This window comes from Blautia sp. BIOML-A1 (assembly GCF_009883055.1).
Classification (GTDB): Bacteria; Bacillota; Clostridia; order Lachnospirales; family Lachnospiraceae; genus Blautia_A.
This window is the reverse complement of the sequence record NZ_WWVR01000010.1, coordinates 61,024-85,603: the sequence shown is the minus strand read 5'-3', so window position 1 is coordinate 85,603 and position 24,580 is coordinate 61,024. Positions and strand designations below refer to the sequence as shown.

20 protein-coding genes and 1 pseudogene are annotated in these 24,580 nt (G+C 44.1%); all 21 read left to right on the top strand.

Annotation, left to right across the window (positions count from 1 at the left end; genetic code table 11):
• Positions 1-161: 161 nt before the first annotated feature.
• A pseudogene (locus tag GT674_RS17900) lies at positions 162-263 on the top strand (transposase); the annotation flags it as partial.
• Positions 264-289: 26 nt separating this feature from the next.
• Positions 290-697, top strand: coding sequence for a hypothetical protein (locus GT674_RS06660; protein ID WP_161284985.1), 408 nt, complete (start codon positions 290-292; stop codon positions 695-697).
• 167 nt (positions 698-864) lie between these two features.
• Positions 865-1,353, top strand: coding sequence for a hypothetical protein (locus tag GT674_RS06655; RefSeq protein WP_161284984.1), 489 nt, complete (start codon positions 865-867; stop codon positions 1,351-1,353).
• Between the two features lie 20 nt (positions 1,354-1,373).
• Positions 1,374-2,042: a hypothetical protein gene (locus GT674_RS06650; protein WP_161284983.1), complete on the top strand. Its 669-nt coding sequence runs from the start codon at positions 1,374-1,376 to the stop codon at positions 2,040-2,042.
• Between the two features lie 352 nt (positions 2,043-2,394).
• A complete protein-coding gene (locus tag GT674_RS06645; RefSeq protein ID WP_161284982.1) occupies positions 2,395-3,129 on the top strand; it encodes a hypothetical protein in 735 nt (244 codons plus the stop codon).
• A 25-nt stretch (positions 3,130-3,154) separates the two neighbouring features.
• Positions 3,155-3,583: a hypothetical protein gene (locus tag GT674_RS06640; RefSeq protein ID WP_161284981.1), complete on the top strand. Its 429-nt coding sequence runs from the start codon at positions 3,155-3,157 to the stop codon at positions 3,581-3,583.
• A 103-nt stretch (positions 3,584-3,686) separates the two neighbouring features.
• Positions 3,687-5,495, top strand: a complete 1,809-nt coding sequence (gene lepA, locus GT674_RS06635) for a translation elongation factor 4 (RefSeq protein ID WP_161284980.1) — start codon at positions 3,687-3,689, stop codon at positions 5,493-5,495.
• A gap of 63 nt (positions 5,496-5,558) precedes the next feature.
• On the top strand, positions 5,559-6,026 hold the full coding sequence (locus tag GT674_RS06630; RefSeq protein WP_161284979.1) for a hypothetical protein: 468 nt from the start codon (positions 5,559-5,561) through the stop codon (positions 6,024-6,026).
• A complete protein-coding gene (gene hemW, locus GT674_RS06625; RefSeq protein WP_161284987.1) occupies positions 6,004-7,152 on the top strand; it encodes a radical SAM family heme chaperone HemW in 1,149 nt (382 codons plus the stop codon). The genes GT674_RS06630 and hemW overlap by 23 nt, the downstream gene beginning before the upstream one ends.
• A gap of 69 nt (positions 7,153-7,221) precedes the next feature.
• Positions 7,222-10,059, top strand: a complete 2,838-nt coding sequence (gene uvrA / locus GT674_RS06620; RefSeq protein WP_161284978.1) for an excinuclease ABC subunit UvrA — start codon at positions 7,222-7,224, stop codon at positions 10,057-10,059.
• An 80-nt stretch (positions 10,060-10,139) separates the two neighbouring features.
• Positions 10,140-11,129: a rod shape-determining protein gene (locus GT674_RS06615; protein ID WP_161284977.1), complete on the top strand. Its 990-nt coding sequence runs from the start codon at positions 10,140-10,142 to the stop codon at positions 11,127-11,129.
• 98 nt (positions 11,130-11,227) lie between these two features.
• A complete protein-coding gene (gene recD2, locus GT674_RS06610) occupies positions 11,228-13,462 on the top strand; it encodes an SF1B family DNA helicase RecD2 (protein WP_161284976.1) in 2,235 nt (744 codons plus the stop codon).
• A 29-nt stretch (positions 13,463-13,491) separates the two neighbouring features.
• The gene (locus GT674_RS06605) at positions 13,492-14,187 is read left to right on the top strand and encodes a ComF family protein (protein ID WP_161284975.1); all 696 of its coding nucleotides are present in this window, start codon (positions 13,492-13,494) and stop codon (positions 14,185-14,187) included.
• 194 nt (positions 14,188-14,381) lie between these two features.
• On the top strand, positions 14,382-14,816 hold the full coding sequence (locus tag GT674_RS06600) for a hypothetical protein (protein ID WP_161284974.1): 435 nt from the start codon (positions 14,382-14,384) through the stop codon (positions 14,814-14,816).
• Positions 14,813-15,925 carry a hypothetical protein gene (locus GT674_RS06595; RefSeq protein WP_161284973.1) on the top strand — a complete coding sequence of 371 codons (1,113 nt, stop codon included), beginning with the start codon at positions 14,813-14,815 and terminating at the stop codon, positions 15,923-15,925. Before GT674_RS06600 ends, GT674_RS06595 begins: the two co-directional genes overlap by 4 nt.
• 92 nt (positions 15,926-16,017) lie before the next feature.
• A complete protein-coding gene (gene cdaA, locus GT674_RS06590; RefSeq protein WP_161284972.1) occupies positions 16,018-16,905 on the top strand; it encodes a diadenylate cyclase CdaA in 888 nt (295 codons plus the stop codon).
• Positions 16,883-18,163: a CdaR family protein gene (locus tag GT674_RS06585; protein WP_161284971.1), complete on the top strand. Its 1,281-nt coding sequence runs from the start codon at positions 16,883-16,885 to the stop codon at positions 18,161-18,163. Before cdaA ends, GT674_RS06585 begins: the two co-directional genes overlap by 23 nt.
• Positions 18,164-18,310: 147 nt before the next feature.
• Positions 18,311-18,574: an HPr family phosphocarrier protein gene (locus GT674_RS06580; protein WP_161284970.1), complete on the top strand. Its 264-nt coding sequence runs from the start codon at positions 18,311-18,313 to the stop codon at positions 18,572-18,574.
• A 29-nt stretch (positions 18,575-18,603) separates the two neighbouring features.
• Positions 18,604-21,237: a L,D-transpeptidase family protein gene (locus GT674_RS17755; protein WP_161284969.1), complete on the top strand. Its 2,634-nt coding sequence runs from the start codon at positions 18,604-18,606 to the stop codon at positions 21,235-21,237.
• 59 nt (positions 21,238-21,296) lie between these two features.
• Positions 21,297-22,379 carry a dTDP-glucose 4,6-dehydratase gene (gene rfbB / locus GT674_RS06570; RefSeq protein WP_161284968.1) on the top strand — a complete coding sequence of 361 codons (1,083 nt, stop codon included), beginning with the start codon at positions 21,297-21,299 and terminating at the stop codon, positions 22,377-22,379.
• Between the two features lie 93 nt (positions 22,380-22,472).
• Positions 22,473-24,578: a pyridoxal-phosphate dependent enzyme gene (locus GT674_RS06565; protein ID WP_161284967.1), complete on the top strand. Its 2,106-nt coding sequence runs from the start codon at positions 22,473-22,475 to the stop codon at positions 24,576-24,578.
• The last annotated feature ends 2 nt before the right edge of the window (positions 24,579-24,580 follow it).

Here is a 24,580-nt window from a genome sequence, read left to right as displayed (position 1 = left end):
TCGCGGGGCACGCGAGGATAGCTTGTAGATACTTGGCTCAGTAGAGCCATTGAGCAAGAAGCCCCCACTTCAAAATCAGAGATTTAAGTGGTGGGAGCATGTCACAAAAATAAGAAGAACAAATGTTTGTGAATTCTTCTTGCGTATGGTACAATAAAAATATGTTTAATATCAATAATAATGAACTTTCATATGGTAGAGGATATGTGTATTCTCTGCAGTACCACTTGGTATGGTGTACAAAATACCGGAAAAAGGTTTTGATAATGATATTCGAATGAGGGAGAATATGTGGAATAAGATAGTAGACGATAAAACACTTATTAATTTGTTAGAAGAAGTGGAATTTTTTCATGATGCCTGTCTTACAGAATTAAGATATATAAGTGGGGCATATGTTGATGAAGATCTGGCGATGTATCCGATTAATGATAAGCGCAAGGTAAATGTTTTTATTCAGCGTCAGGAAGAGGGGAAAAATACAATTGAGCTGGAATTCTCGGGCATTGAGTATCTGAAATTGTTTCCATATGATGAAAAATATACCTGTGAAATCTTTGGAGTAACTCTGATATTGGAAGACGGCAAGATATTCTGGTGTGACTGTGACGGTATATCAAAAGATGAGTTTCCAGATTATAAGGGGATTTCAATTTGTGCATCGGAGCTTAAGTGGCGCTGGGTGGAGAATGGATAATGAGCATAAAGCCTATTGTAGACAGCATACAGTTTGTTTTGGAAATTGTTATTATTGCAATCTTTATAGTACGTATTTACGTAAAAAAGAAAAAAAGAATATCTGTAAAAAAATATAATCGAGTTATTATTATATGTGTTATATGCTGGCTTGTGTTGGGAATATCGATGCAGATTGTTTCATTTTCCACCCTGGAAGCGGCAATGGCATTTCAGGGTGAGGATATAAGTGGAGCAAAGGTGGTTTATGGAGAGGATTCTGCTCTTGTGGCGCGAGTAAAGGATGGAACCATTGTATTTGATGCTTTTTTGCAGGAACACGGGAAATGGAAAATGTCGAATTATATATTTGCCGGACAGAGAGAGTACTCGACAGATTGTCCAAACACAGAAGACTATACGATTTTTTTTGAACGATATAGAATGAGCGGCGGCATATACGTAACGGTCATGGATCACGGCACCACATATCAGGAAGAGAAGCGTGTTTCAGATTCTGAAGGAACACATTTTGAGACAATTTGTGCAAATCTCAGTGAGAATAGAGACAGAATGTATTTCGGATATATAGAAGATGTTCCGGAAAGTTACGAAATAATGGTGAACAAAGAACAATTGTTGTTTGACTGGGGATGGGCATTTGAATTTTTGACTTGAGTACGAAGGAGGATATAGAAGTGAGAGTGTTTGGAAGTATTATAGTGTTTGGGGGAACATTTGCAGATATTGTAGCGGCGATAGTTACGATGCGTGCAGCCAGAAAGAAAAGATACAGACGTATGCGAAAAGGTATTTTGACTATGTTTATTATGTCAATTATGGTACTTGTGGTGTATTATGGAGCGAAAATGATTACATTTTCTACTCTGAATCAGGCGATGCGTGTATATGGAATAAAAGATCAAAAGGTACAGGTAGTTTATGGAGAACACTCCGCTATGGCTCCATATGAGGGACTTACAGATATTTCGCTGGAGATTTTTTCAGAAAAAAATGGACGATGGAAAATGCCGTATGGGAATTTAGATCAGATCCTCGAAAGTGGTGCGGCAGATTCGCAGTCAGTGGGATTGTCGATTTTTATTTACTGGTATGCGAATGAACAGGGAAGATATATAGTGGTTCAGGATTACAGTTCGGGATATCGTGATGAAAAAACAGTTGCTGATTCCGAGCAAACAGAATTTCTGACGTATTGTACCGGTGAATCCAATATACTGCCAAATCGTGCATATTATGGATATCTTGCAGAAGTACCGGAAAATTATAAACTGACACTGGATGGCAAAGAGGTTCAGGTCGACTGGAAGGAGCTTTTTTATCCAACGGAATCTGCACAGGAATAAGTACATAAATCGGAGGCGGTTTCCCTGCCGCTTCCATTTTTATACCCTTTTTTAACAAAGCTTAGCAAGAATTCTCCTACCTCTTCAGGTAGTGAGATGAATTGTGGAGCTGAGCATAAATGCTCAAAAGAATCTTGTAAATAAAGAGAAGAAACACTTGTTCTGGTGGCGGGTTTGTATTATAATAAAAGAACAAAATGTTCAAAAGTTGAGTACTACAAGGGAAGAAGAATGAGCATAAATCGGAGGCGACTTTTTGCTGCCTCTGATTTTTCTATATTCGCCCAAAGAAAACACTTGTTCGAAAAATGGAAGTGTAGTATACTTAATAAAGAATGGATAAGGAGAATGTATGAAACAGTTAGAAAAGGCCAGGAAATACGAAGAATTGTATAAGGAATTGTTTGACAGGAACAGTAAGGTAACCACGATTTGTCTGCTGTTGTGTGGTGCTTTTTGGGTGTTAAAACTCTACGTGTTGAGTGAACAGTGTCTTATATTGTTTTTCTTTTCTGGCGGACTGTATGGGGTGAGGCGAATTCATCGAGAGCATGTTCAACTGGGCGAATATTATTTGCCAGATCAGCTAAGAACATCATCTATCTGTAACAAAGTACTGTATAAAGGTAATGTAATTCCTGTTAGCAGGGCAAATGTAATTGATGTCTGGATATTGGTATGCTGTTTGGGGGCGGCGACGCTTTTATTATGGATTGAATGCATCTTCGGTAAAGATATTGAAGGCACTCCGGCACTTATAATGTTTTATGGCATTGTGCCTGTTATATGTCTGGAATATATTTCTGGGTTTCGTACAGTGCATAGAAGGCTCAAACGTCTGACATGGAAAAATTTTCGATATCATATAGGTTGGTGTAACATCGGTGAAAAACTGCCGAAACAATATAAACTGGGAAATTGTGAGATAACAAAGGAAAACAGGATTTTTTTCAGGACATACTATACTGTAAAGACAACTAAAACTAATAACATCTATAAGAAAGTCATGTATTGTAGAAAAGAAGAAATAAATATAGGGTCTACATACGTTCTGTACGAAATCTGTGGTGTCCGATATATACAATAGCAAATCCATAAATCGAGGGCAAAATATGTGGAATGAAGTGATCGATGATAAAACACGTACTGCTTTGCTGGAAGAAGCAGGATTTTTTCATGACACTTGTCTTACGGAGCTGAGATATGTCAGTGGTGCATATGTTGGGGAAAATCTGGGAATGTATCCGATCAATGATAAGCGAAAGGTAAATGTTTTTATTCAGCATCAGGAAGTGGAAAGAAATACAATCGAACTGGAATTCTCGGGCATTGAGTATCTGAAATTATTTCCGTATGATGAAGAATATACCTGTGAAATCCTTGGAGTAACTCTGATATTGGAGGACGGCAAAATATTCTGGTGTGACTGTGATGGCATATCAAAAGAAGAATTTCCAGATTACAGGGGAATTTCAATTTGCGCGTCGGAACTTAGGTGGCGCTGGGGAGATGGAAATAATATAGAAACAGAGCGGGAATAAGGGGCTAAATGGCTGGACGAAACGCGAATGGCTATGCTATAATGACCCACGATATAGAGAATTTTCGTGAAGCACATATATATAGAAGGGAGCACATCCAAGAATGATAGATCAGAGCAAAATCCGTAATTTTTGTATCATTGCACATATAGACCATGGCAAGTCTACGCTTGCTGACCGAATTATTGAGATGACTGGTACGCTGACTGAGCGTGAGATGCAGTCACAGGTTCTTGACAATATGGAACTGGAGAGGGAGCGTGGTATCACGATCAAATCCCAGGCAGTCCGTATCGTGTACAAGGCGAGTGACGGGGAGGAATATATCTTCAACCTGATCGATACCCCAGGACATGTCGATTTTAACTATGAGGTTTCCAGAAGCCTTGCCGCCTGTGACGGCGCAATCCTTGTCGTGGATGCGGCACAGGGAATCGAGGCACAGACACTGGCGAACGTATATCTGGCACTGGACCATGATCTGGATGTTCTTCCGGTCATTAACAAGATCGATCTTCCGAGTGCAGAACCGGATCGAGTTGTCAATGAGATCGAGGATGTGATCGGAATCGAGGCACACGATGCACCGAGGATTTCTGCCAAGACAGGACTGAATGTAGAGGAAGTTCTGGAGCAGATCGTTACGAAGATCCCGGCACCGAACGGGGATGTGGATGCACCGCTCAAGGCGCTGATCTTTGACTCCATTTACGATGCATACAAGGGCGTTATCGTATTCTGCCGTGTGCTGGATGGCCGTGTAAAGAAAGGTACACAGATCCGCATGATGGCAACAGGATTTACAACGGAAGTTGTAGAAGTAGGTTATTTTGGTGCAGGGCAGTTTATTCCGTGTGATGAGCTGACAGCAGGTATGGTTGGATATATCACTGCAAGTATCAAGAACCTTGGAGATACCAGAGTTGGTGATACAGTAACAGATAATGAGAGACCATGTGCCGAGGCACTTCCGGGATATAAGAAGGTACAGCCGATGGTTTACTGCGGACTTTATCCGGCAGATGGTGCCAGATATGGTGATCTGAGAGATGCACTTGAGAAGCTGCAGTTAAACGACGCTTCTCTGTTCTTTGAGCCGGAGACATCCGTAGCACTCGGCTTTGGTTTCCGCTGTGGTTTCCTTGGACTTCTTCATCTTGAGATCATTCAGGAGCGTCTTGAGAGAGAATATAATCTGGACCTCGTAACGACAGCACCGGGAGTTATCTACAAGGTCTACAAGACCAATGGAGAGATGATCGAACTGACCAACCCATCCAACCTTCCGGATCCTTCTGAGATTGAATATATGGAAGAGCCGATGGTAAATGCCGAGATCATGGTAACAACCGAGTTTATCGGTGCGATCATGGATCTCTGCCAGGAACGCCGTGGTCAGTATATCGGAATGGAATATATGGAAGAGACGAGAGCACTTCTGAAATACAAGCTTCCTCTGAATGAGATTATCTATGATTTCTTTGACGCACTGAAATCCCGTTCCAGAGGATATGCTTCTCTTGATTATGAACTCTGTGGCTATGAGCGCAGTGAACTGGTCAAATTGGATATCCTAGTTAATAAGGAAGAAGTCGATGCGCTTTCTTTCATCATACATGCAGATACTGCTTATGAGCGTGGACGCAAAATGTGCGAGAAACTCAAAGAAGAGATTCCGAGACAGTTGTTCGAGATCCCGATCCAGGCAGCGATCGGAAGCAAGGTTATCGCCAGAGAGACTGTCCGTGCCATGCGTAAGGACGTACTTGCCAAATGTTACGGTGGTGATATTTCCCGTAAGAAGAAACTTCTGGAGAAACAGAAGGAAGGTAAGAAGCGTATGCGCCAGGTAGGAAACGTAGAGATTCCACAGAAAGCGTTTATGAGTGTTCTGAAACTGGATGATAAATAATTATTGTAACTGGGGTAAACAGTAACAATGAATGATCATCCGGAGATCGGAGGATAACAGAGAATGAGAAAAATAAGATCACGTTTATTACTGACAGGAGCAGTCCTTCTGATGTGTACACTTCTGGCGGGCTGTGGATGCGGTAAGAAGAAGGCAGTTGACCCTGAAACGGAAGAAGTTATCAAGATCAGCATTACACCAGAGCCGACACCGACAACTGCACCGGAGCAGGTAAATTCCGCTGCGGTTGTTTCAAGCGGAGGTGTAACGATGGTGAACAGCTATCTTGATGAAAATGCCGGTTCTACATCGGCTAATACCACAAGTGGTGCAGCGGTTGTGTCAGACAGTACGTCAGCAGCAGATGTCGCGAATTCTGCAAATAGTACATCTGCGGATGCAAACACATCTTCAGATACAGAAGGAGATTCTTCTGACAGCGGAGACAGCCAGGAATATTCAGAGGACGACAGCAGTCAGGATGATTCTGAATATGATGACAGTGAGGATGCTTACAGTGAGGAATACTAAGACACCACTGGAATTATATGTGCACATTCCGTTTTGCATCCGTAAATGCCAGTACTGTGATTTCCTTTCTGGGCCGTCAGACCAGAGGACACGGGACAACTATGTAGATGCACTGTGCCGGGAGATCAGGAGCATCTCACAGAAAGAATCATATGAGGTTGTCTCCGTATTTATCGGCGGCGGAACGCCATCTGTGCTCAGTGGGGAGCAGCTTTGCCGGATCATGGATGAGATAAGACAGGCATTTGCTCTTAGCGAAGATGCGGAGATCACAATGGAGGCGAACCCGGGGACAGTCAGTCTGGAGCAGATGAAGCTCTGCCGTAAAGCCAGTATCAACAGAATCAGTCTCGGACTTCAGTCCACGGTACAGCAGGAACTTGATATGCTTGGCAGGATCCACACCTATGAAGAATTTCTCCAGAGTTGTCAGTGGGCGCGGGAAGCAGGATTTGACAATATCAATGTGGATCTGATGTTTGCGATACCGGGACAGACCTGCGAGAGCTGGAAGCATAATCTGGAAACTGTTGCAGAACTTTTGCCGGAACATATTTCTGCCTACAGTCTGATCATCGAGGAGGGAACTCCTTTTGCCAGGAAGAAGCTGATTCTTCCGACAGAAGATGAAGAATACCAGATGTACGAGGATACTGCAGAGATTCTGAGAAAATATGGATTCCATCAGTATGAGATATCCAATTATGCCCGTAACGGCTTTGAGTGCAGACATAACAAGGGATACTGGCAGCGTACAGAATATCTGGGAGTCGGTCTGGGAGCAGCATCGTTATTTCAGGGACAGCGGTTCAGCAATACATCTGATATGAAAGTGTACCTGTCTGACAGTACAGATCCGGAGAAAATCCGGGAGGATGTCACAACGCTTTCCGGCAGCAATGAGATGGAAGAATTCATGTTCCTGGGGCTGCGTATGACGGAAGGAATCTCAGAAAGACAGTTTGAAAGAAATTTTGGCTGCAGGATAGAGGATATTTATGGTTCTGTTCTGACAAAATATAAAGACATGGATTTACTGGAACACACCGGCGAGTTCTGGCGTTTTACCAGAAAGGGAATCCATGTGAGCAATCCGGTTCTGGCAGATTTTCTGCTGGATGAGTGAAAGAACAGTAATATTACAGAGAAACAGTGCAAATTAGATATAATGAGAAAACAGAGGAGCATAAGAACCATGGCGGAACATACAACAGAGAAGAAATTTATCCGGATTCGGGGTGCGAATGTAAATAACCTCAAGAATCTGAGTGTGGATATCCCAAGAGATGAGTTTGTAGTGCTGACGGGAGTCAGTGGTTCCGGCAAGTCTTCTCTTGCTTTTGATACGATTTATGCAGAGGGACAGAGAAGATATATGGAATCTCTGTCTTCCTATGCACGACAGTTTCTGGGACAGATGGAGAAGCCGGACGTGGAGTCGATCGAGGGACTGCCGCCGGCAATCTCTATTGACCAGAAATCAACAAACAGAAATCCGCGTTCTACCGTAGGAACTGTGACGGAGATTTATGATTATTTTCGTCTGCTGTACGCAAGAATCGGAATCCCGCACTGTCCGAAGTGCGGTAAGGAGATTAAAAAGCAGACAGTAGACCAGATGGTGGATCACATCATGTCTCTGCCGGAGCGTACAAAGCTCCAGCTTCTTGCACCGGTGGTCAGAGGACGAAAGGGAACGCATGCGAAGCTTCTGGATCAGGCAAAGCGAAGCGGCTACGTCCGTGTCCTGATCGATGGAAACCTGTATGAGCTTTCCGAAGAGATCAAACTGGACAAGAATATCAAGCATAATATTGAGATCGTGGTAGACCGTCTGGTGGTGAAACCGGGAATTGAGAAACGACTTTCAGATTCTATCGAAACAGTTCTTGATCTTGCAGATGGTCTTCTGATGGTGGATACCATGGATGGGAATGTTATAAATTTCAGCCAGAGTTTTTCCTGTCCGGACTGTCAGATCAGTATTGATGAGATTGAGCCGAGAAGTTTTTCTTTTAATAATCCGTTTGGAGCCTGCCCGGACTGTTTTGGTCTGGGATATAAGATGGAATTCGACATTGATCTTATGATACCGGACAAATCATTGAGTATTTCAGAGGGTGCCATAGCTGTGATGGGATGGCAGTCCTGTACAGATAAGGGAAGTTTTACCAGAGCAATCCTGAATGCTCTGGCTGAGGAATACCATTTCAGTCTGGATACTCCGTTTCAGGATTATCCGGAGGAGATTCAGAATATTCTGATCCATGGAACCAACGGACATGCAGTCAAAGTCTATTATAAGGGGCAGCGCGGAGAGGGAATCTATGATGTGGCGTTTCCGGGACTGATCAAGAACGTGGAGCAGAGATATAAAGAAACAGGTTCCGATGCGATGAAGCAGGAGTATGAATCCTTTATGCGCATCACACCGTGTAAGACCTGTAAGGGACAGCGACTGAAGAAGGAATCACTTGCTGTCACAGTTGGAGATAAGAATATTTATGAAGTAACAGCACTTTCTATTGAGAAGCTGTGCGTTTTTCTGAAAGATCTGAAGCTTTCCAGCCAGCAGGAACTGATCGGAAAGCAGATCCTTAAGGAAATCCGTGCGAGAGTCGGCTTCCTTAAGGAGGTGGGGCTGGATTATCTTTCTTTAAGTCGTGCAACCGCGACACTTTCCGGCGGGGAGGCACAGAGAATCCGTCTTGCCACACAGATTGGTTCTGGTCTGGTCGGTGTTGCCTATATCCTGGATGAGCCGAGCATCGGACTTCATCAGAGAGATAATGATAAATTACTGAGAGCACTGATGCGTCTGCGTGATCTGGGCAACAGTCTGATCGTTGTGGAGCATGATGAGGATACCATGCGGGCTGCGGACTGCGTTGTGGATATCGGCCCGGGAGCAGGAGAGCATGGTGGAAAACTTGTCGAGATCGGTACAGCCGAGACTCTTATGAAGAATCCGGAGTCTGTCACAGGGGCATATTTAAGCGGCAGAATCAGGATTCCGGTGCCGACAGAACGCAAACAGCCCACAGGATGGCTCAGGGTCCGTGGAGCGGCGGAGAATAATCTGAAGCAGGTCAATGTGGATGTTCCGCTGGGAATTATGACGTGTGTAACGGGAGTCAGCGGCTCCGGTAAGAGTTCACTGATCAATGAGGTTCTGTACAAGACGCTGGCAAGGGATCTGAACCGTGCAAGAACCATTCCGGGTAAACATAAGGAGATTCAGGGTCTTGACCAGCTGGATAAGGTCATTAATATTGACCAGTCACCGATCGGACGTACACCGCGCTCCAATCCGGCGACATATACAGGCGTGTTTGATCAGATCCGGGATCTTTTTGCTGCCACTGCAGATGCCAAGGCCAGAGGGTACAAGAAAGGCCGGTTTAGCTTTAATGTCAAGGGCGGACGCTGTGAGGCGTGCAGCGGTGACGGAATCATCAAGATCGAGATGCATTTTCTGGCCGATGTTTATGTTCCGTGTGAGGTATGCAAGGGCAAACGATATAACAGAGAGACTCTGGAAGTCAAATACAAGGACAAAAATATCTATGATGTCCTGAATATGACAGTCGAGGAGGCTCTGGGATTTTTTGAGAATGTGCCGTCCATCCGCCGTAAAATACAGACGTTGTATGATGTGGGGCTTTCCTATATCCGTCTTGGCCAGCCTTCGACCGAACTTTCCGGTGGAGAGGCACAGAGGATCAAGCTTGCGGCAGAACTCAGCAAACGCAGCACCGGCAGAACGATCTATATTCTGGATGAGCCTACGACAGGACTTCATTTTGCAGATGTCCACAAGCTGGTGGAGATTCTGAAGCGGCTGACAGATGGTGGAAATACAGTTGTGGTGATCGAGCATAATCTGGATGTGATCAAGACAGCTGATTATATTATAGATATGGGACCGGAAGGCGGTGACCGTGGAGGTACGGTCATTGCGACAGGTACACCGGAGGAGATTGCTTCCTGCCAGGAATCTTATACCGGACAATATGTAAAGAAATATCTGTAAAAAGAACAAAAGTAAAGATTTAGCAGGTAATATCCCGAAACCGGGCTGAACATCTGCAAAATAACAGGAAGGGAATAATTATGCCAGCGAATGATATTGGAATAGATATGGGAACCAGCAGCTGTCTGGTTTATTCTACCGGAAAAGGCCTTGTTCTTAAGGAACCGACGGTGGTAGTATATGACAAAGATACCGAGAAGATCAAAGCCATCGGCGAAGAGGCAAAACAGATGGCGGGACACGCATCTTCTAATATAGAGGTGATCCGTCCGATCCGACAGGGTGTGATCACAGACTTCATTGTAATGGAAAAAATGCTGAAATATTTTATTCCCAAGGCGATGGGACGAAGAGCTTTTCGTAAGCCGCGAATCAGCATTTGTGTACCAAGTGGAATTACAGAGATTGAGCGTCACGCAGTAGAGGAAGCTACTTATCAGGCTGGTGCAAGAGAAGTTTTTCTTGTGGAAGAGCCAATCGCGGCGGCAATAGGTTCCGGTGTGGATATTACAAAGCCTTTTGGAAATCTGATCGTGGATATCGGGGGCGGTACAACAGATGTTGCTGTGATCTCACTGGGAGGAGTTGTTGTTTCCTCTACGATCAAGGTAGCGGGAGACACCTTTGACCAGGAGATTATGAGTTATATCCGTCAGGCACATGGACTTTTTATTGGTGAGGATACTGCAGAGATGATCAAAGTCAGGATTGGTACTGCGATCGAGGAAGCAAATCCAAGAGTTATGGAAGTCAAGGGAAGAAACATTCTGACAGGTCTTCCCAAGACGATCAAACTGACCTCGGAGGAGATTCGTGTGGCGCTTAAGGATGCAATAAACCAGATTACAGAGACGGTTCACAGTGTTCTGGAAAAAACACCTCCGGAACTCGCGGCAGATATTGTGGATCGTGGAATTGTTCTTGCCGGCGGCGGAGCAATGCTGAGTGGAATGGACACGCTGATCGAGCAGAGAACAGGAGTGAATACACTGACCGTGCAGAACGCCATCAATGTAGTGGCTATCGGAACCGGAAAGTATGCAGAGGTCATGGCGAGAATGGAAGAATGATCGCAGAGATCTGAAAAGAAAAACCAGGAATGCCTGAAATATGTTTCGGGTGTCCTGGTTTTGCTGTACAGACATCTGTGAATAGGAAATGAGGAATTATGAACGAAAGTGTGACGGGATATATCGATCATGTGATTTTTCGAAATGAAGAAAACGGATATACCGTAATGATACTAAAAGGAGTAGACGGTGAGGAAGAACTGACCTGTGTAGGGACTTTTCCGGTGCTTACGATGGGAGCTTCGGTAGAACTTACAGGAAGCTATATCCAGCACCCTGTTTATGGAAAGCAGTTCCAGGTGTCTGTCCTTACCGAAAAAATGCCGGAGGATGCCATGGCGATGGAACGTTACCTGGGATCCGGGGCCATCAAAGGAATTGGTGCAGCACTGGCAGCCAGGATTGTCCGGCGGTTTGGAAAAGACACCCTGCATATTGTGGAAGAAGAACCGGAACGTCTTGCTGAAGTTAAGGGAATCAGTGAAAAAAAGGCGAGAGAGATCGCGATGCAGGTTGCTGAGAAGGCAGATATGCGCAAAGCAATGATGTTTTTGCAGAAATATGGGATTTCTCTGAATCTGGGAGCCAGGATATATCAGAAATACGGTGAAACCGTATACAGCGTTCTCCAGGAGAATCCGTACAGGCTGGCAGATGATATCAGCGGTATTGGCTTTAAGATCGCAGATGAGATTGCTTATCGGATTGGAATCCATACAGATTCGGATTACAGAATCCGAAGCGGAATGATGTATACTCTTTTGCAGGCATCGAGAGACGGACATGTTTATCTTCCAAAAGAAGAACTTTTTCAGAAATCTTCAGAGCTTCTGGGTGTGGATTCCTCCTACATGGAAAAGCACCTCATGGATCTTTCTGTGGACCGTAAGCTGGTCCAGAAGGAAAAGAACGGAGAGATCCTTGTTTATCCGACGCTGTATTATTATCTGGAGCTGAATACGGCAAGAATGCTCAAAGAACTGGATATCCTGTATCCGGAAGAACCGGAAATGATGAATAAGCAGATCCTGCAGATCGAGAAAGAAACAGAGACTGTTCTGGACGAAATGCAGAAAAAAGCTGTCACAGAGGCAGCCTGTCATGGGCTGTTTATTCTGACAGGAGGACCGGGAACCGGTAAGACCACTACGATCAATGCGATCATTCGGTATTTTGAAGGACAGGGAGCAGAAATCCGTCTTGCGGCACCGACAGGCCGGGCTGCCAAACGAATGACGGAGGCAACCGGCTACGAGGCACAGACTATCCACAGGCTTCTGGAACTGTCAGGGATGCCGGAAGATAATGACCAAAATGCACAGGCGGTTCATTTTGAGAGAAATGCAGAAAACCCTCTGGAAGCGGATGTGATCATCATCGATGAAATGTCCATGGTGGATATTCAGCTGATGCACTCCCTTCTTCAGGCAGTGATAGCGGGGACAAGGCTGATCCTGGTGGGGGATGAAAATCAGCTGCCAAGTGTAGGCCCGGGAAATGTACTGCATGATATTATCCAGAGTCAGGCATTTCCGGTGATAGAGCTTACCAAGATCTTCCGGCAGGCATCAGAGAGTGATATCGTTGTGAATGCACACAAGATCAACAGAGGAGAACAGATCCTTCTTAATAATAAGAGTCGAGATTTCTTCTTTCTCAAACGATATGATGCAGACATTATCATTCGGGTAGTGATTGCGCTGATCCAGGAGAAGCTTCCACGATATGTAGAGGCAAAGCCTTTTGATATCCAGGTGCTGACTCCGATGAGAAAGGGGCTTCTTGGAGTGGAGAGGCTGAACCAGATCCTGCAGAGATATCTGAATCCTCCGGATGCAGCTAAGAAAGAAAGAGAAAGTATGCATGGGCTTTTGCGTGAGGGCGACAAAGTCATGCAGATCCGCAATAATTATCAGATGGAGTGGGAGATCAGGGGCAGATATGGCATTCCAATCGAAAAAGGGATTGGTATTTTTAATGGTGATACCGGAATTCTGCGAACGATCAATGAATTTGCGGAAACTGCAGAGGTGGAATTCGAGGATGGCAGATGGGCAGAGTATTCTTTTAAGCAGCTGGAAGAACTGGAACTTGCCTACGCGATCACCATACATAAATCTCAGGGCTCCGAGTATCCGGCAGTCGTGATCCCGATTCTGTCAGGACCAAAGATGCTTTTGAACCGGAATCTGCTTTATACAGCTGTTACCAGAGCCCGCAAATGTGTAACAGTTGTGGGAAGCGAGGAAACACTGCGTGAAATGATCCGTAATGAAAAACAGCAGCAGAGATACAGTTCTCTGGATCAGAGAATCTGTGAGATGGAAGAGTAAGAGCGTTTCATCGGGGAGAAAGGACTTACTTGGAAAAATTTCTGAATATTTTATACCCGAAGCGATGTCCGGTGTGTCATGGGATACTTTCGAATCGGGGAAATCTGATCTGCCCGTCATGTGAAAAATGGCTTCATCCGATAGTGACAGATTATTGCCTTAAATGTGGGAAACCGGTAAAGGCAGAAGAGGAACTATGTGGTGAGTGCAGGAAATCGCACCGGGAATTTGACAGGGGACGGAGCGTTTTTTTCTATAATGATAAGATGCGGCAGTCACTGCTTCGTTATAAATACTACGGAAACAGAGACTATGCGGAATATTATGCAGTTTCTCTGTGCCACTATATGGAAAGAGAAATTCGTATGTGGAAACCGGATCTGATCGTTCCGGTTCCGATGCATCCGCGAAAACAAAGGGAGAGAGGCTTTAATCAGGCAGCAGATCTCGCCGAAAAAGCAGGAGGGATCCTGAAAATACCGATGTCAGATCAGGTAGTGAAAAAGACAAAGGCGACACGTTCACAGAAGAAGCTGAATGCCGCAGAACGAAAACAAAATCTCAGGATGGCTTTTCAGGCGACGGAGAGACTGGACGGACTGCGGATCCTGGTCATAGATGATGTGTATACGACAGGGAGTACCATAGAGGCAATGGCACATGTCCTTAAAGCGGCGGGTGCAGATAAGGTATTCTTTGTGACCTTATGTACAGGTCAGATCTGAACGGAACGAATGAATGATAACAGCTGTTTACAGGTGAAGCCGGAAGGGGCGGATACTGGATAAAAAAGGCTTTTCATGGTCATGGATATATGTTACAATTAATTTATATGAGTATTTTGTAACTGTGAGGGTATTGAACAGTTGCAGTATTTCTGCATAAGAAGCAGAAGATACGATTTTGTAAGGAGCAGAATATGATCAATGAAGAAAAAGTTAAGATAATGACAAAGCTTGCCATGTATGAGCAGGGCAAGGGCAGGAAATATCTTCCGGTCAGCAGATATTACAGAAGTGACTATATCGGACTTGCACTGATCAAGAATTTTTTTCTGGTTACGATAGGATATGCACTGATCGTAGCAGCAGTGGCAGTATATTTTGGGGAGTATCTTCTGGAAAATATTCATAAGATGGATCTGGTCACACTTGGAGTTTATCTGATCATCGGATATGTGGTGGTTCTTGTCGCATATTCTATACTGACGTATATCCAGTATTCGGTGAAGTATTATCAGGCCAAGAAAAGTGTGAGGGAATATTACAGCCGGCTTACTGAGCTGAATAAGATTTATGCAAGGGATGAAAAGAAAATGTCCGGCAGAGGTACAGCAGGAGGTTATCGGAAATGACAGCATTACTGGAGTTTAAACAGAAAATCAAAGGCTTATTTGCACAGTATGAAGTGTATATGATGCCATTTTTTAAATTTATCTTGGCACTGGTTTATTTTGTATGGATCAACAGTAATATGGGATATATGAGAGCACTTGACAATATATTTGTAGTATTGATCCTGGCTCTGATCTGCAGCGTACTTCCAACGGGGATGATCGTTTTTACAGGATGTGTGATGATGACAGTACATTGTTATGCACTTGGAATCGAGGTGGCTGGATTTATGCTGGTGATCCTGCTTTTTATGCTGATCCTGTTTCTGAGGTTCAGTGCCGGAAAAAACATTGTTATGGTATTTACGCCACTGGCATGTGCGTTTGATCTTCCGGCATTGCTTCCTATCGGATGCGGCCTTTTGAGTTCTCCGGTTTCGGCACTCCCGGCAGGCGGCGGAGTGGTGATCTATTATTTTGTACGTTATGTGAGAGTGCAGTCCCAGGCGCTTATGAACCAGGATGCACAAATCATAGATAATCTGACACTTTTGTCTGATGGAATTATGAAAAACGGAGAGATGTGGCTGACTTTGATCACATTTGTTGTTGTGATCCTTGCAGTATATCTGATCCGTACCAGACAGTTTGATTATGCGTGGAGAATCGGGATCATTGCAGGCGGTGTGATTTATCTTGTACTGATACTGGCCGGAAGTATGTATTTCGGGCTTCCTGTTATGGTTGCATCACAGAGTGTTTTTGCAGTGGTGGCAGTTCTTCTGGGAATTGTTCTTGAGTTCTTTGTTTTCGGAGGCGATTATACAAGAACAGAGCGACTGGAATATGAGGATGATGATTATTATTACTATGTCAAAGCCGTACCGAAGGCTCTGGTTGCAACTTCAGCGAGAAGTATCAAGAAGATCAATGGCGAGCCAATGCGTGATGACAGGAAACAGAATGAACGTGTCGTGAATTTCTCTGCACCGCTGTTCCAGGGGGCAGTTCCACCAAAGAAAGAGAAACCGGAACCAGAGGAAACAGAAAATACAGCAGTGATTGACAAGGCAGATATGGATGATATTGATTTCGAGAAGAAACTCGAGGAGTCATTGAAGGATCTGTGATCAGAGCAGCTTTAAGGTCTATTGTGAACGGAGTGAACAGTGCCAGGGGCTGCAGTCTATAAAAGAAAGGTTGCAAGGAGGAAAGCGTGTTTATGCGGAATATCACGGGTATGATAGGCAGGTATCTTTCAGGAGTCAGTTTACCTTCTATGAATATCATTGATATTATAGAGATTATGCTGATTGCATTTTTTGTATATCAGTTTATGGTATGGATCAAGTTCACCCGTGCGTATACTTTGCTCAAGGGTCTTCTGGTTATTGGCGCTTTTCTTGTACTTGCATATATTTTTAAAATGAATACGATCCTCTGGATCGTATCCAAGCTGGCAGGAGCACTGATCACGGCGATTGTGGTCATTTTCCAGCCGGAACTTCGCAAGGTCATAGAGCAGCTCGGGCAGAAGAAGATCATGGCGTCGATTATTCCGTTTGATACCGGTAAGGAAGTGAAGGAACGTTTCACAGACAAGACAGTGAATGAACTGATCAAGGCCTGTTATGATATGGCGGAAGTTAAGACAGGAGCATTGATCGTGATCGAACAGGAGATTCGTCTGGATGAATACATTCGAACAGGGATTAATGTGGACGCAATCCTGACAAGTCAGCTGCTGATCAATATTTTTGAACATAATACACCGCTTCATGACGGAGCAGTCATTGTGAGAGAGAACAGAATCGTATCAGCAACCTGCTATCTTCCGCTTTCCGACAATATGGAACTGAGTAAGCAGCTTGGAACCAGACATCGTGCAGGTGTGGGAATCAGCGAGGTCACAGATTCAGTGACGATCATTGTCTCTGAGGAAACAGGACAGGTTTCCGTAGCTGAGGGCGGACATCTGATGAGAAATGTCAGCAGTTCGGAACTTCGAGAAGTACTTGAGCGTGCACAGAACAAGAAAGTTATAAATAACAGTAAACTGCGGCAGCTTTTTAAGGGGAGAGTGAAACATGAAGAAAAAAATGGGAAATAATATTTCTCTGAAGATTCTGTCTCTTGTGATTGCTGTAGTCGTATGGCTTCTGGTTGTAAATATTGACAATCCTGTCGGGACGAAATCGTTTGTGATTTCAGATGTGCAGCTTCTTAATGAGGCATACATTGATGCAGATGGAAAGATGTGTATGCAGGACAGTGACCAGACGCCGATCCGCGTGACAATCAAGGCACAGCGAAAAACTCTGGATAAGATTACAGCCAGTGATTTTCAGGCGGTCGCAGATCTTCAGCAGGCGGTAAGCCTTGATACGGATCCGGTGATGGTTCCGATCACGGTAACCTGTAATAAACTTTCTCCGGGTAATATCGAAGTGACACCGAATAATCTGAGTCTTCATCTGGAAGATAAGGATACACAGGAATTTGTAGTAAATGTTACCACGAATAACACCAGGCCTGATAAGAGATATGAAGTGGGTTCACTGAGTTCAAATCCTGAGAAAATCAAGATTACAGGACCGAAGTCCCTTATTAATAAAATAGATAAGGTAAATGCTTCTATTGATGTGGATGGGGCAACAGAGGACGTGACTCAGGAAACAGAAGTGAAGATCATTGATAAGAATGGAGAGGAATTCTCCGATACGGATGCGAGTTATCTTAATATTTCCAAAGTTTATGTGACTGCAAGGTTGTGGAAAGTCAAAACTGATGTTAAAATAAGTGCAGAGTACACAGGTACTCCGGACAGTGGATATCAGGTCGAGAGTGTCACCACAACTCCGAATGTGATCAGCATAGCGGGAAGTGAAGAGGCACTGAACAATCTGAAAAATCAGAATAATACGATCTGGATATCCGGATCAGCTGTTGATATTTCAGATCAGAGCAGTGATTTTGAGGCAAAACTCAATATTTCCGACTACCTGCCGGAGGGACTGAAGCTGACCAGTGATTCCAGTGAGGATGTCTTTGTCAGAGTTAATATCCTGCCGGAAGGGAGTACTGCTTGCGAAATACTGACGAAGAATATTTCTGTTGAAAATCAGCCGGAAGGAATGCAGGTAGCATTTGATACAGCCAAGATAGAAGTCAGAGTTAAGAAATCAGAAGACGATCTTAAGGACCTGGACGAGAATGATATCAAGGCTTCTATTGATCTGGAGGGTAAGGAAGAAGGCAGCTATGAAGTGCCGGTCAAGGTAAGTATTCCGAAGGGATACGAACTGGTAGATGAGGTTACTACAGGAGTGGAAGTTTCCAGAATTTCCACGGCAGATACAGGTAATTGATCGTAACTGTTTACAGGTAATATTCCGCACGGTATTTTGCCATAAATATAGCAAAATCTTATCACCCAAGGCGATTTGGAATGGATTTTGCTCAGGTTGCTGTGAACGGAGTGAACAGTAACAATTGATGAACAGGAGATATATGAGATGATCAGTCAGAAGATAACAGTCAATAATCCGTCAGGGCTTCACCTGCGCCCGGCAGGAGCTTTGTGCAATGAGGCAATTAAATATGACTCCAGGATTGAATTTATCTTTAACGGAGCCAGATCTAATGCCAAAAGCGTGTTGAGCGTTCTGGGAGCCTGCGTTAAATGCGGAGATGAGATTGAACTGATCTGTGATGGTACAGATGAGCAGGCAGCAATGGAAGCTTTGATCAGTGCGATCAGCAGTGGTCTTGGTGAATAAAGGTGTTATAAGAATAAGGAGGAGAGGTTGTGAAGAAACGAGTTGTGGCAGTTTTACTGAGTCTGTCTATGTGCATGGCTACTGCAGCAGAGGCAACAGCTGTCAGTGCGGCAGAATTTTCAGCGGAAATTGCAGTTACAGAAGACAATGAAGAACCTGTTACAGATGAAGAAGCAGACAGCAATGAGGAGACAGATGATCCTGCTGTAACGATAGATGAGGCAGGATCAGAAGATGGAGAGGTGATTTCTGAACCGGAATCCACAGAAGAATCTGAAGATGCAGATATGGATTTTGTCTCTGATGCGGATTTTACTTCTGAAGCAGATGTAACAGCAGATACTCAGGATATCCTTGAGGAAGAGAAAACAGAAGCTGTGGGAAAGGTTTATCCGGGAGAGGAAGACAGCATTACAGAGGCGAAACTGTCTTATCTGCGCTGGAAGTATGAAGAGGACAGCAACGGAAAACTCCAGTGGAGACTTTACAAATACACAGGAGCTAAAGCAGGAACTGCGGAAGATGCAGCAGATGCAGAACAGGCAGCAGATGCAGCTGAAACAACAGGTGCTGAAGAAACAACCGTAACCGAAGGAACAGTAACTGAAGAAACCTCAGCCGCTGTGGAAACCGCAGAGGATATCCAGAATACCGAAGAAGCGGTGACAGAGGAAGTAGCAGAGGAAATTCCGGCTGACAGTACAGAAACGGATGCCGCTGAAGAAACAACGGATCCGGCAGCAGTAGCGGAGACGAAAACTCCGGCTTACTATACAGACAAAGATGGTCTTGTACAGATCACAACACTGGATGCAAGCGGAGCGGAAGTATTTACTGCAAAATATGCGTTCGATGCAAATGGATATCTGTGTACAGGTGATGCAAAGGCAGGAGACTCTTATTATTATTTCAACACAGTCAGTGATGTTAAGGTAATAAATCCTGATTTAAATCCGGCATTTGCCGATATCAAAGCACCGTACAATTCCAAACTTGGACAGATGCAGACAAACAAATGGTACTGGGATACATCTGCCAAAGCTTTTAAATACTATGACAATACAGGTGTAAGAATCAACATCGCAGAGAAGGTATATAAGATTGGCAAGGAATACTATTATCTTCAGAATAACGGTGTACCGTTTGTAGGAGAAAAAGAAACTACTTACAATAATAACAAGGGACTTTACTGGTTCAGAAGTGCCTCTGCAAATGAGATTGTACCTGGAAAGATGGTCAGAAACACATGGATTGGCATCAATAACAAGAGATGGCGTTACTTCGGAAGTGACGGACGTTATGTCAAGAAAGGCATTGGCGCCTATAAAGTTCTGAAGAACAGTTCCAATCTGTATCTTCTTGATGCAAATGGATATCTGATCAAGGGAAAACAGGTCAAAGGTGCTGATGGATATTATTATATGTCCAATAGTTCCGGTATTGCTTATGCAAACCGTCTTGTCAAAATCGGTAATTACAGATATTACTTTACTTCAAACGGCCGTCGTGCAACCTGGAGAAATCGCTGGGTACAGCTGGCAGGTACAGGCTCCACCAAGTATGGCAGATATTATTACTTCGGAAACACTGCAGGACGTATACAAGAGAAGAAGGGAATGCAGAAGGTAACTGTCAATAATAAATTTATCGGATGGTTCCTGTTTACGAATGGTGGAAATAACTACCAGAACGCATGGAGTGGATCCAGATATTTCCTTCCTGACGGACGTATGGCAAGTGGTGTGACAAAGATTGGCAACAAATACTACTTCTTCCAGAGATCCAGCACAAAACAGTATCGTGGACAGATGTACAAGGGAACATGGATCAAATATAATAATAAATATTATTATGCAGCATCCAATGGTCTGCTTGCAGTTTCAGGCTGGAGAAGAATCAGATGTGATGGCAAGATGTATTACTTCTACTTCAAGGACTGTATAGCACAGACCAACAGAAGTATTACCCGTGCAGGAACCAAGGGATGGCTGGACAGTAGAGGAAGATTTACAACAGGATGGGTAACTATCGACTCAAGCAGAAACCTGGCACGTTATATTAACCCGAATACCGGTAAATGGTATGTGAATACAACAGCATGGATCGATGGTGTTAACTATCGTTTCAATAAATACGGAAACCGTGTGTATGACAGAACAAACGAGTTTAAACGCAGCAGATACTATCTGGAATGTGACCGTACCAATGGTGTTATGACGGTATATACAGACAGCAGCAAGAAATACCCGATCAAGACAATCCGTGTTTCTGTAGGTAATCCAGTTACACTGACACTGAAAGGAACTTACACACTGACAAGATCTCTTCGCTGGCAGCCGCTGATGGGACCGTCCTGGGGACAGTATGGAACTCATGTAGTAAATGGAATCTTTATCCATTCAGTAGCAAGTGGTCTGCAGAATGGAAATAACCTTCCGGCTGGTGAGTATCTGAAACTTGGCAGTCCTGCATCTCATGGATGTATCCGTGCCTGTGTTGCAGATGCAAAATGGGTATATGAGAACTGCAATGGCTCCACACTTCGTGTATTCGATGGAAAATACAGTGCAGATGAGTGCTATAAGGGACCACTGGGAAGAAGACCGCTTACACCACTGAGAGGAAGTAAGACTTTCGACCCGACAGACCCGGATTATCAATAATTATCAGTTAAATAAACGCTCTTCCATGAGGGAGAGCGTTTTTCAGGAGGAAAGGAAATATGAGAACATACCTGGTAACAGGCGGTGCCGGTTTTATCGGTTCTAACTATATTCACTATATGTTTCAGAAATATAATAATGAGATTCGTATTATCAATGTTGACAAACTGACCTACGCAGGAAATCTTGAGAATCTCAAGGACATTGAAAACAGAGAAAACTATACATTTGTCAAAGCTGATATCTGTGACAGCGAGGCGATCATGAAGATCTTTGATGAGAATGATATCGACCGTGTTGTTCATTTTGCAGCTGAGAGCCACGTAGACAGAAGTATCCGTAATCCGGAAGTATTTGTCAAGACAAATGTACTTGGAACTCTGGTTATGCTGAATGCAGCAAAATCTGCATGGGAACTTCCGGATGGAACATTCAAACCGGATAAGAAATTTCTTCATGTATCCACAGATGAAGTATATGGTTCACTGGAAGAGGATGGAGGATTTTTCTATGAGACAACTCCGTATGATCCGCACAGCCCATACTCAGCAAGTAAGGCATCCTCAGACATGCTGGTAAAATCTTATATGGATACTTATAAGTTTCCGGCAAACATCACAAACTGCAGTAATAATTACGGACCATACCAGTTCCCGGAGAAACTGATTCCGCTGATCATCAACAATGCACTTCAGGGTAAGAAACTCCCGGTATATGGCGATGGAAAGAATGTTCGTGACTGGCTGTATGTTATGGATCATGCCAAGGGAATCGACATGGTGCAGGAGAAAGGCAGACTGTTTGAGACATACAACATCGGAGGACATAATGAGAAACAGAATATCCAGATCATCCATATTATTCTGGATACTCTTCAGGAGATGCTTCCGGAAGGAGATCCGCGTAAAGAACTTGTAAGTGAGAAGCTGATCACATATGTAGAGGATCGTAAGGGACATGACCGTCGTTATGCGATCGCACCGGACAAGATCAAAGAAGAAGTCGGCTGGTACCCGGAAACCTGTTTTGAGGATGGAATCCGCCTGACCATTCAGTGGTTCTTTGAGCATGAGGACTGGATGAAGAACGTTACCAGTGGTGACTATCAGAAATACTACAACGAAATGTACAAAACAAAATAAACGCTCCGATCAATCAGACGGAGACTGAAATTGCTGCAGGCATCGGAGGAGTTTCTGAGGCTTGCGGCATTTTTAATGTTAGAAAGGATTGTTATGAAAAAAATCGTGATCATTGGGGCAAATGATTTTCAGAAGCCTCTGATTCTGAAAGCAAAAGAAATGGGATATGAGACACATGTTTTTGCCTGGAGAGAAGGTGCAATAGGGGCAGAGGATGCGGATTTTTTTTATGAGATAAGCATTGTGGAAATGGATGAGATCCTGGAAGAATGCCGCAGGATAAAACCGGATGCAGTAGCAACAATTGGTTCTGATCTTGCAAATATTACGGTGCAGTATCTGGCAGAAAAACTCGGACTTCCGGGAAACAGTGCGGATTGCATCCGACAGTCCACGAATAAATATGCTATGCGCAGTGCATTCAAAAAGGCAGGAATTCCGGTGCCGTATTTTGAATGTGTGAGAGAAGGCGAGATAGCAGAGCCGAAGAGCTTTCCGGTGATCGTAAAGCCGACAGACCGCTCGGGCAGCAGAGCAATCACCAAGGTGACAGATCCGGCAGATCTTCCGGCGGCGATTGAAGCAGCAGTCGGACAGTCTTTTGAGAAAAAAGCAATCATCGAGGAATATATTTCCGGTGCGGAGTACAGTGTGGAGACGATCAGCTACCAGGGAAGACACACCTGCCTTGCAGTCACCAAGAAATTTACAACAGGAAGTCCTCATTATATTGAGGTTGGACATTTACAGCCGGCTCCATTGTCAGAAGAGATGAGAAGGAAGGTGGAGAACGTTGTATTTCAGGCACTGGATGCACTGGAAGTAAAGTTCGGGGCAGGGCACAGTGAATTACGGATCAACGAAAAGGGTGATATCCGGATTATAGAGATTGGTTCCCGTATGGGCGGTGACTGCATCGGTTCTGATCTTGTACCGCTTTCTACAGGTCAGGATTTTGTCGGGATGGTTGTGGACACAGCAGCCGGAAACCCACCTGTATTAAAAAAAGCAGAGTCCCACATTTCTGCAATTCGTTTTCTTATGAATGAAAATGATCTTCGGCTTCTGGAAAATATCAGACAGAATCATCCACAAAACTTAAAGAAAGTCGTGCTGGAGGGCGATGTAAAAACTGCCAATATCACAGACAGCGGAAGCCGACCGGGATTTTTTATTCTGCAGGCAGAATCCTATGAAGAAATGGACAGGCTTTTGCATCATGGACCATGGGAAAATCCGGTTTCTGTCTTTGATACACCGATCCAGAGACTTCGCTATACAGATAACAAAAATACATTTTTTATGAAAAGAGAGGATCTTCTTCCATTTGCATTTGGCGGGAACAAAGTACGTTTTGCACGGAAATTCATAGAAAATATGCAGGAAGAAAACTGTGACAGTATGATCATCTACGGCAACTATCACTCCAATCTCTGCCGTATCCTTGCAACACTTTGTCATGAACTGGAAATCCCCTGCTATATGATCCATAACACGGAAGATATCAAGGATAACAGAGAAACCTGTAACAGCCGTATTATCCGTAAGATGGGAGTTGTTGAAATACCCTGCGGTAAATCAGGGATTGCCACGGCTGTGGAGCAGGCAATGAAAGAACTTTATGAGAAAGGATATAAACCGTATTATATTTACGGGAATTCCAGAGGACAGGGCAGGGAATGGATTCCGATGAGAAGCTATGAAGAGGTCTACGAAGAGATCTGTCGTTACGAAAATATGCGAGGAGTTCATTTTGACTATATTTTCCTGGCATCCAGTACCAATGCCACACAGTCGGGACTTCTTGCAGGAAGCCTGAACAGGAGAGATAACCGTAAGATTGTAGGAATCTCTGTTTCTCGGAATTCTGCGAGAGGAAAAGAAGTGATCGCAGGAAATCTCAGAGAATATGCAGAGAAGTTCCACAGAGTACTTCCGGAAAATATGGAAGATTCGATTCATTTTACGGATTCCTATATGGAGGGCGGATATGGTGCCTGGTCGGAGCCGGTAGCTGATCTGATCCGTCGGATTTATGGCAGTGAGGGGATCCCTCTTGATATGACCTATACAGGAAAGGCATTTTATGGTATGGTTAAATATCTGGAAGAACATAAGATCCAGGGAAAACAGATTCTGTTTCTTCATACAGGAGGAACTCCGCTGTTTTTTGACTTTCTTGAACAAGAGGATAAATAAAA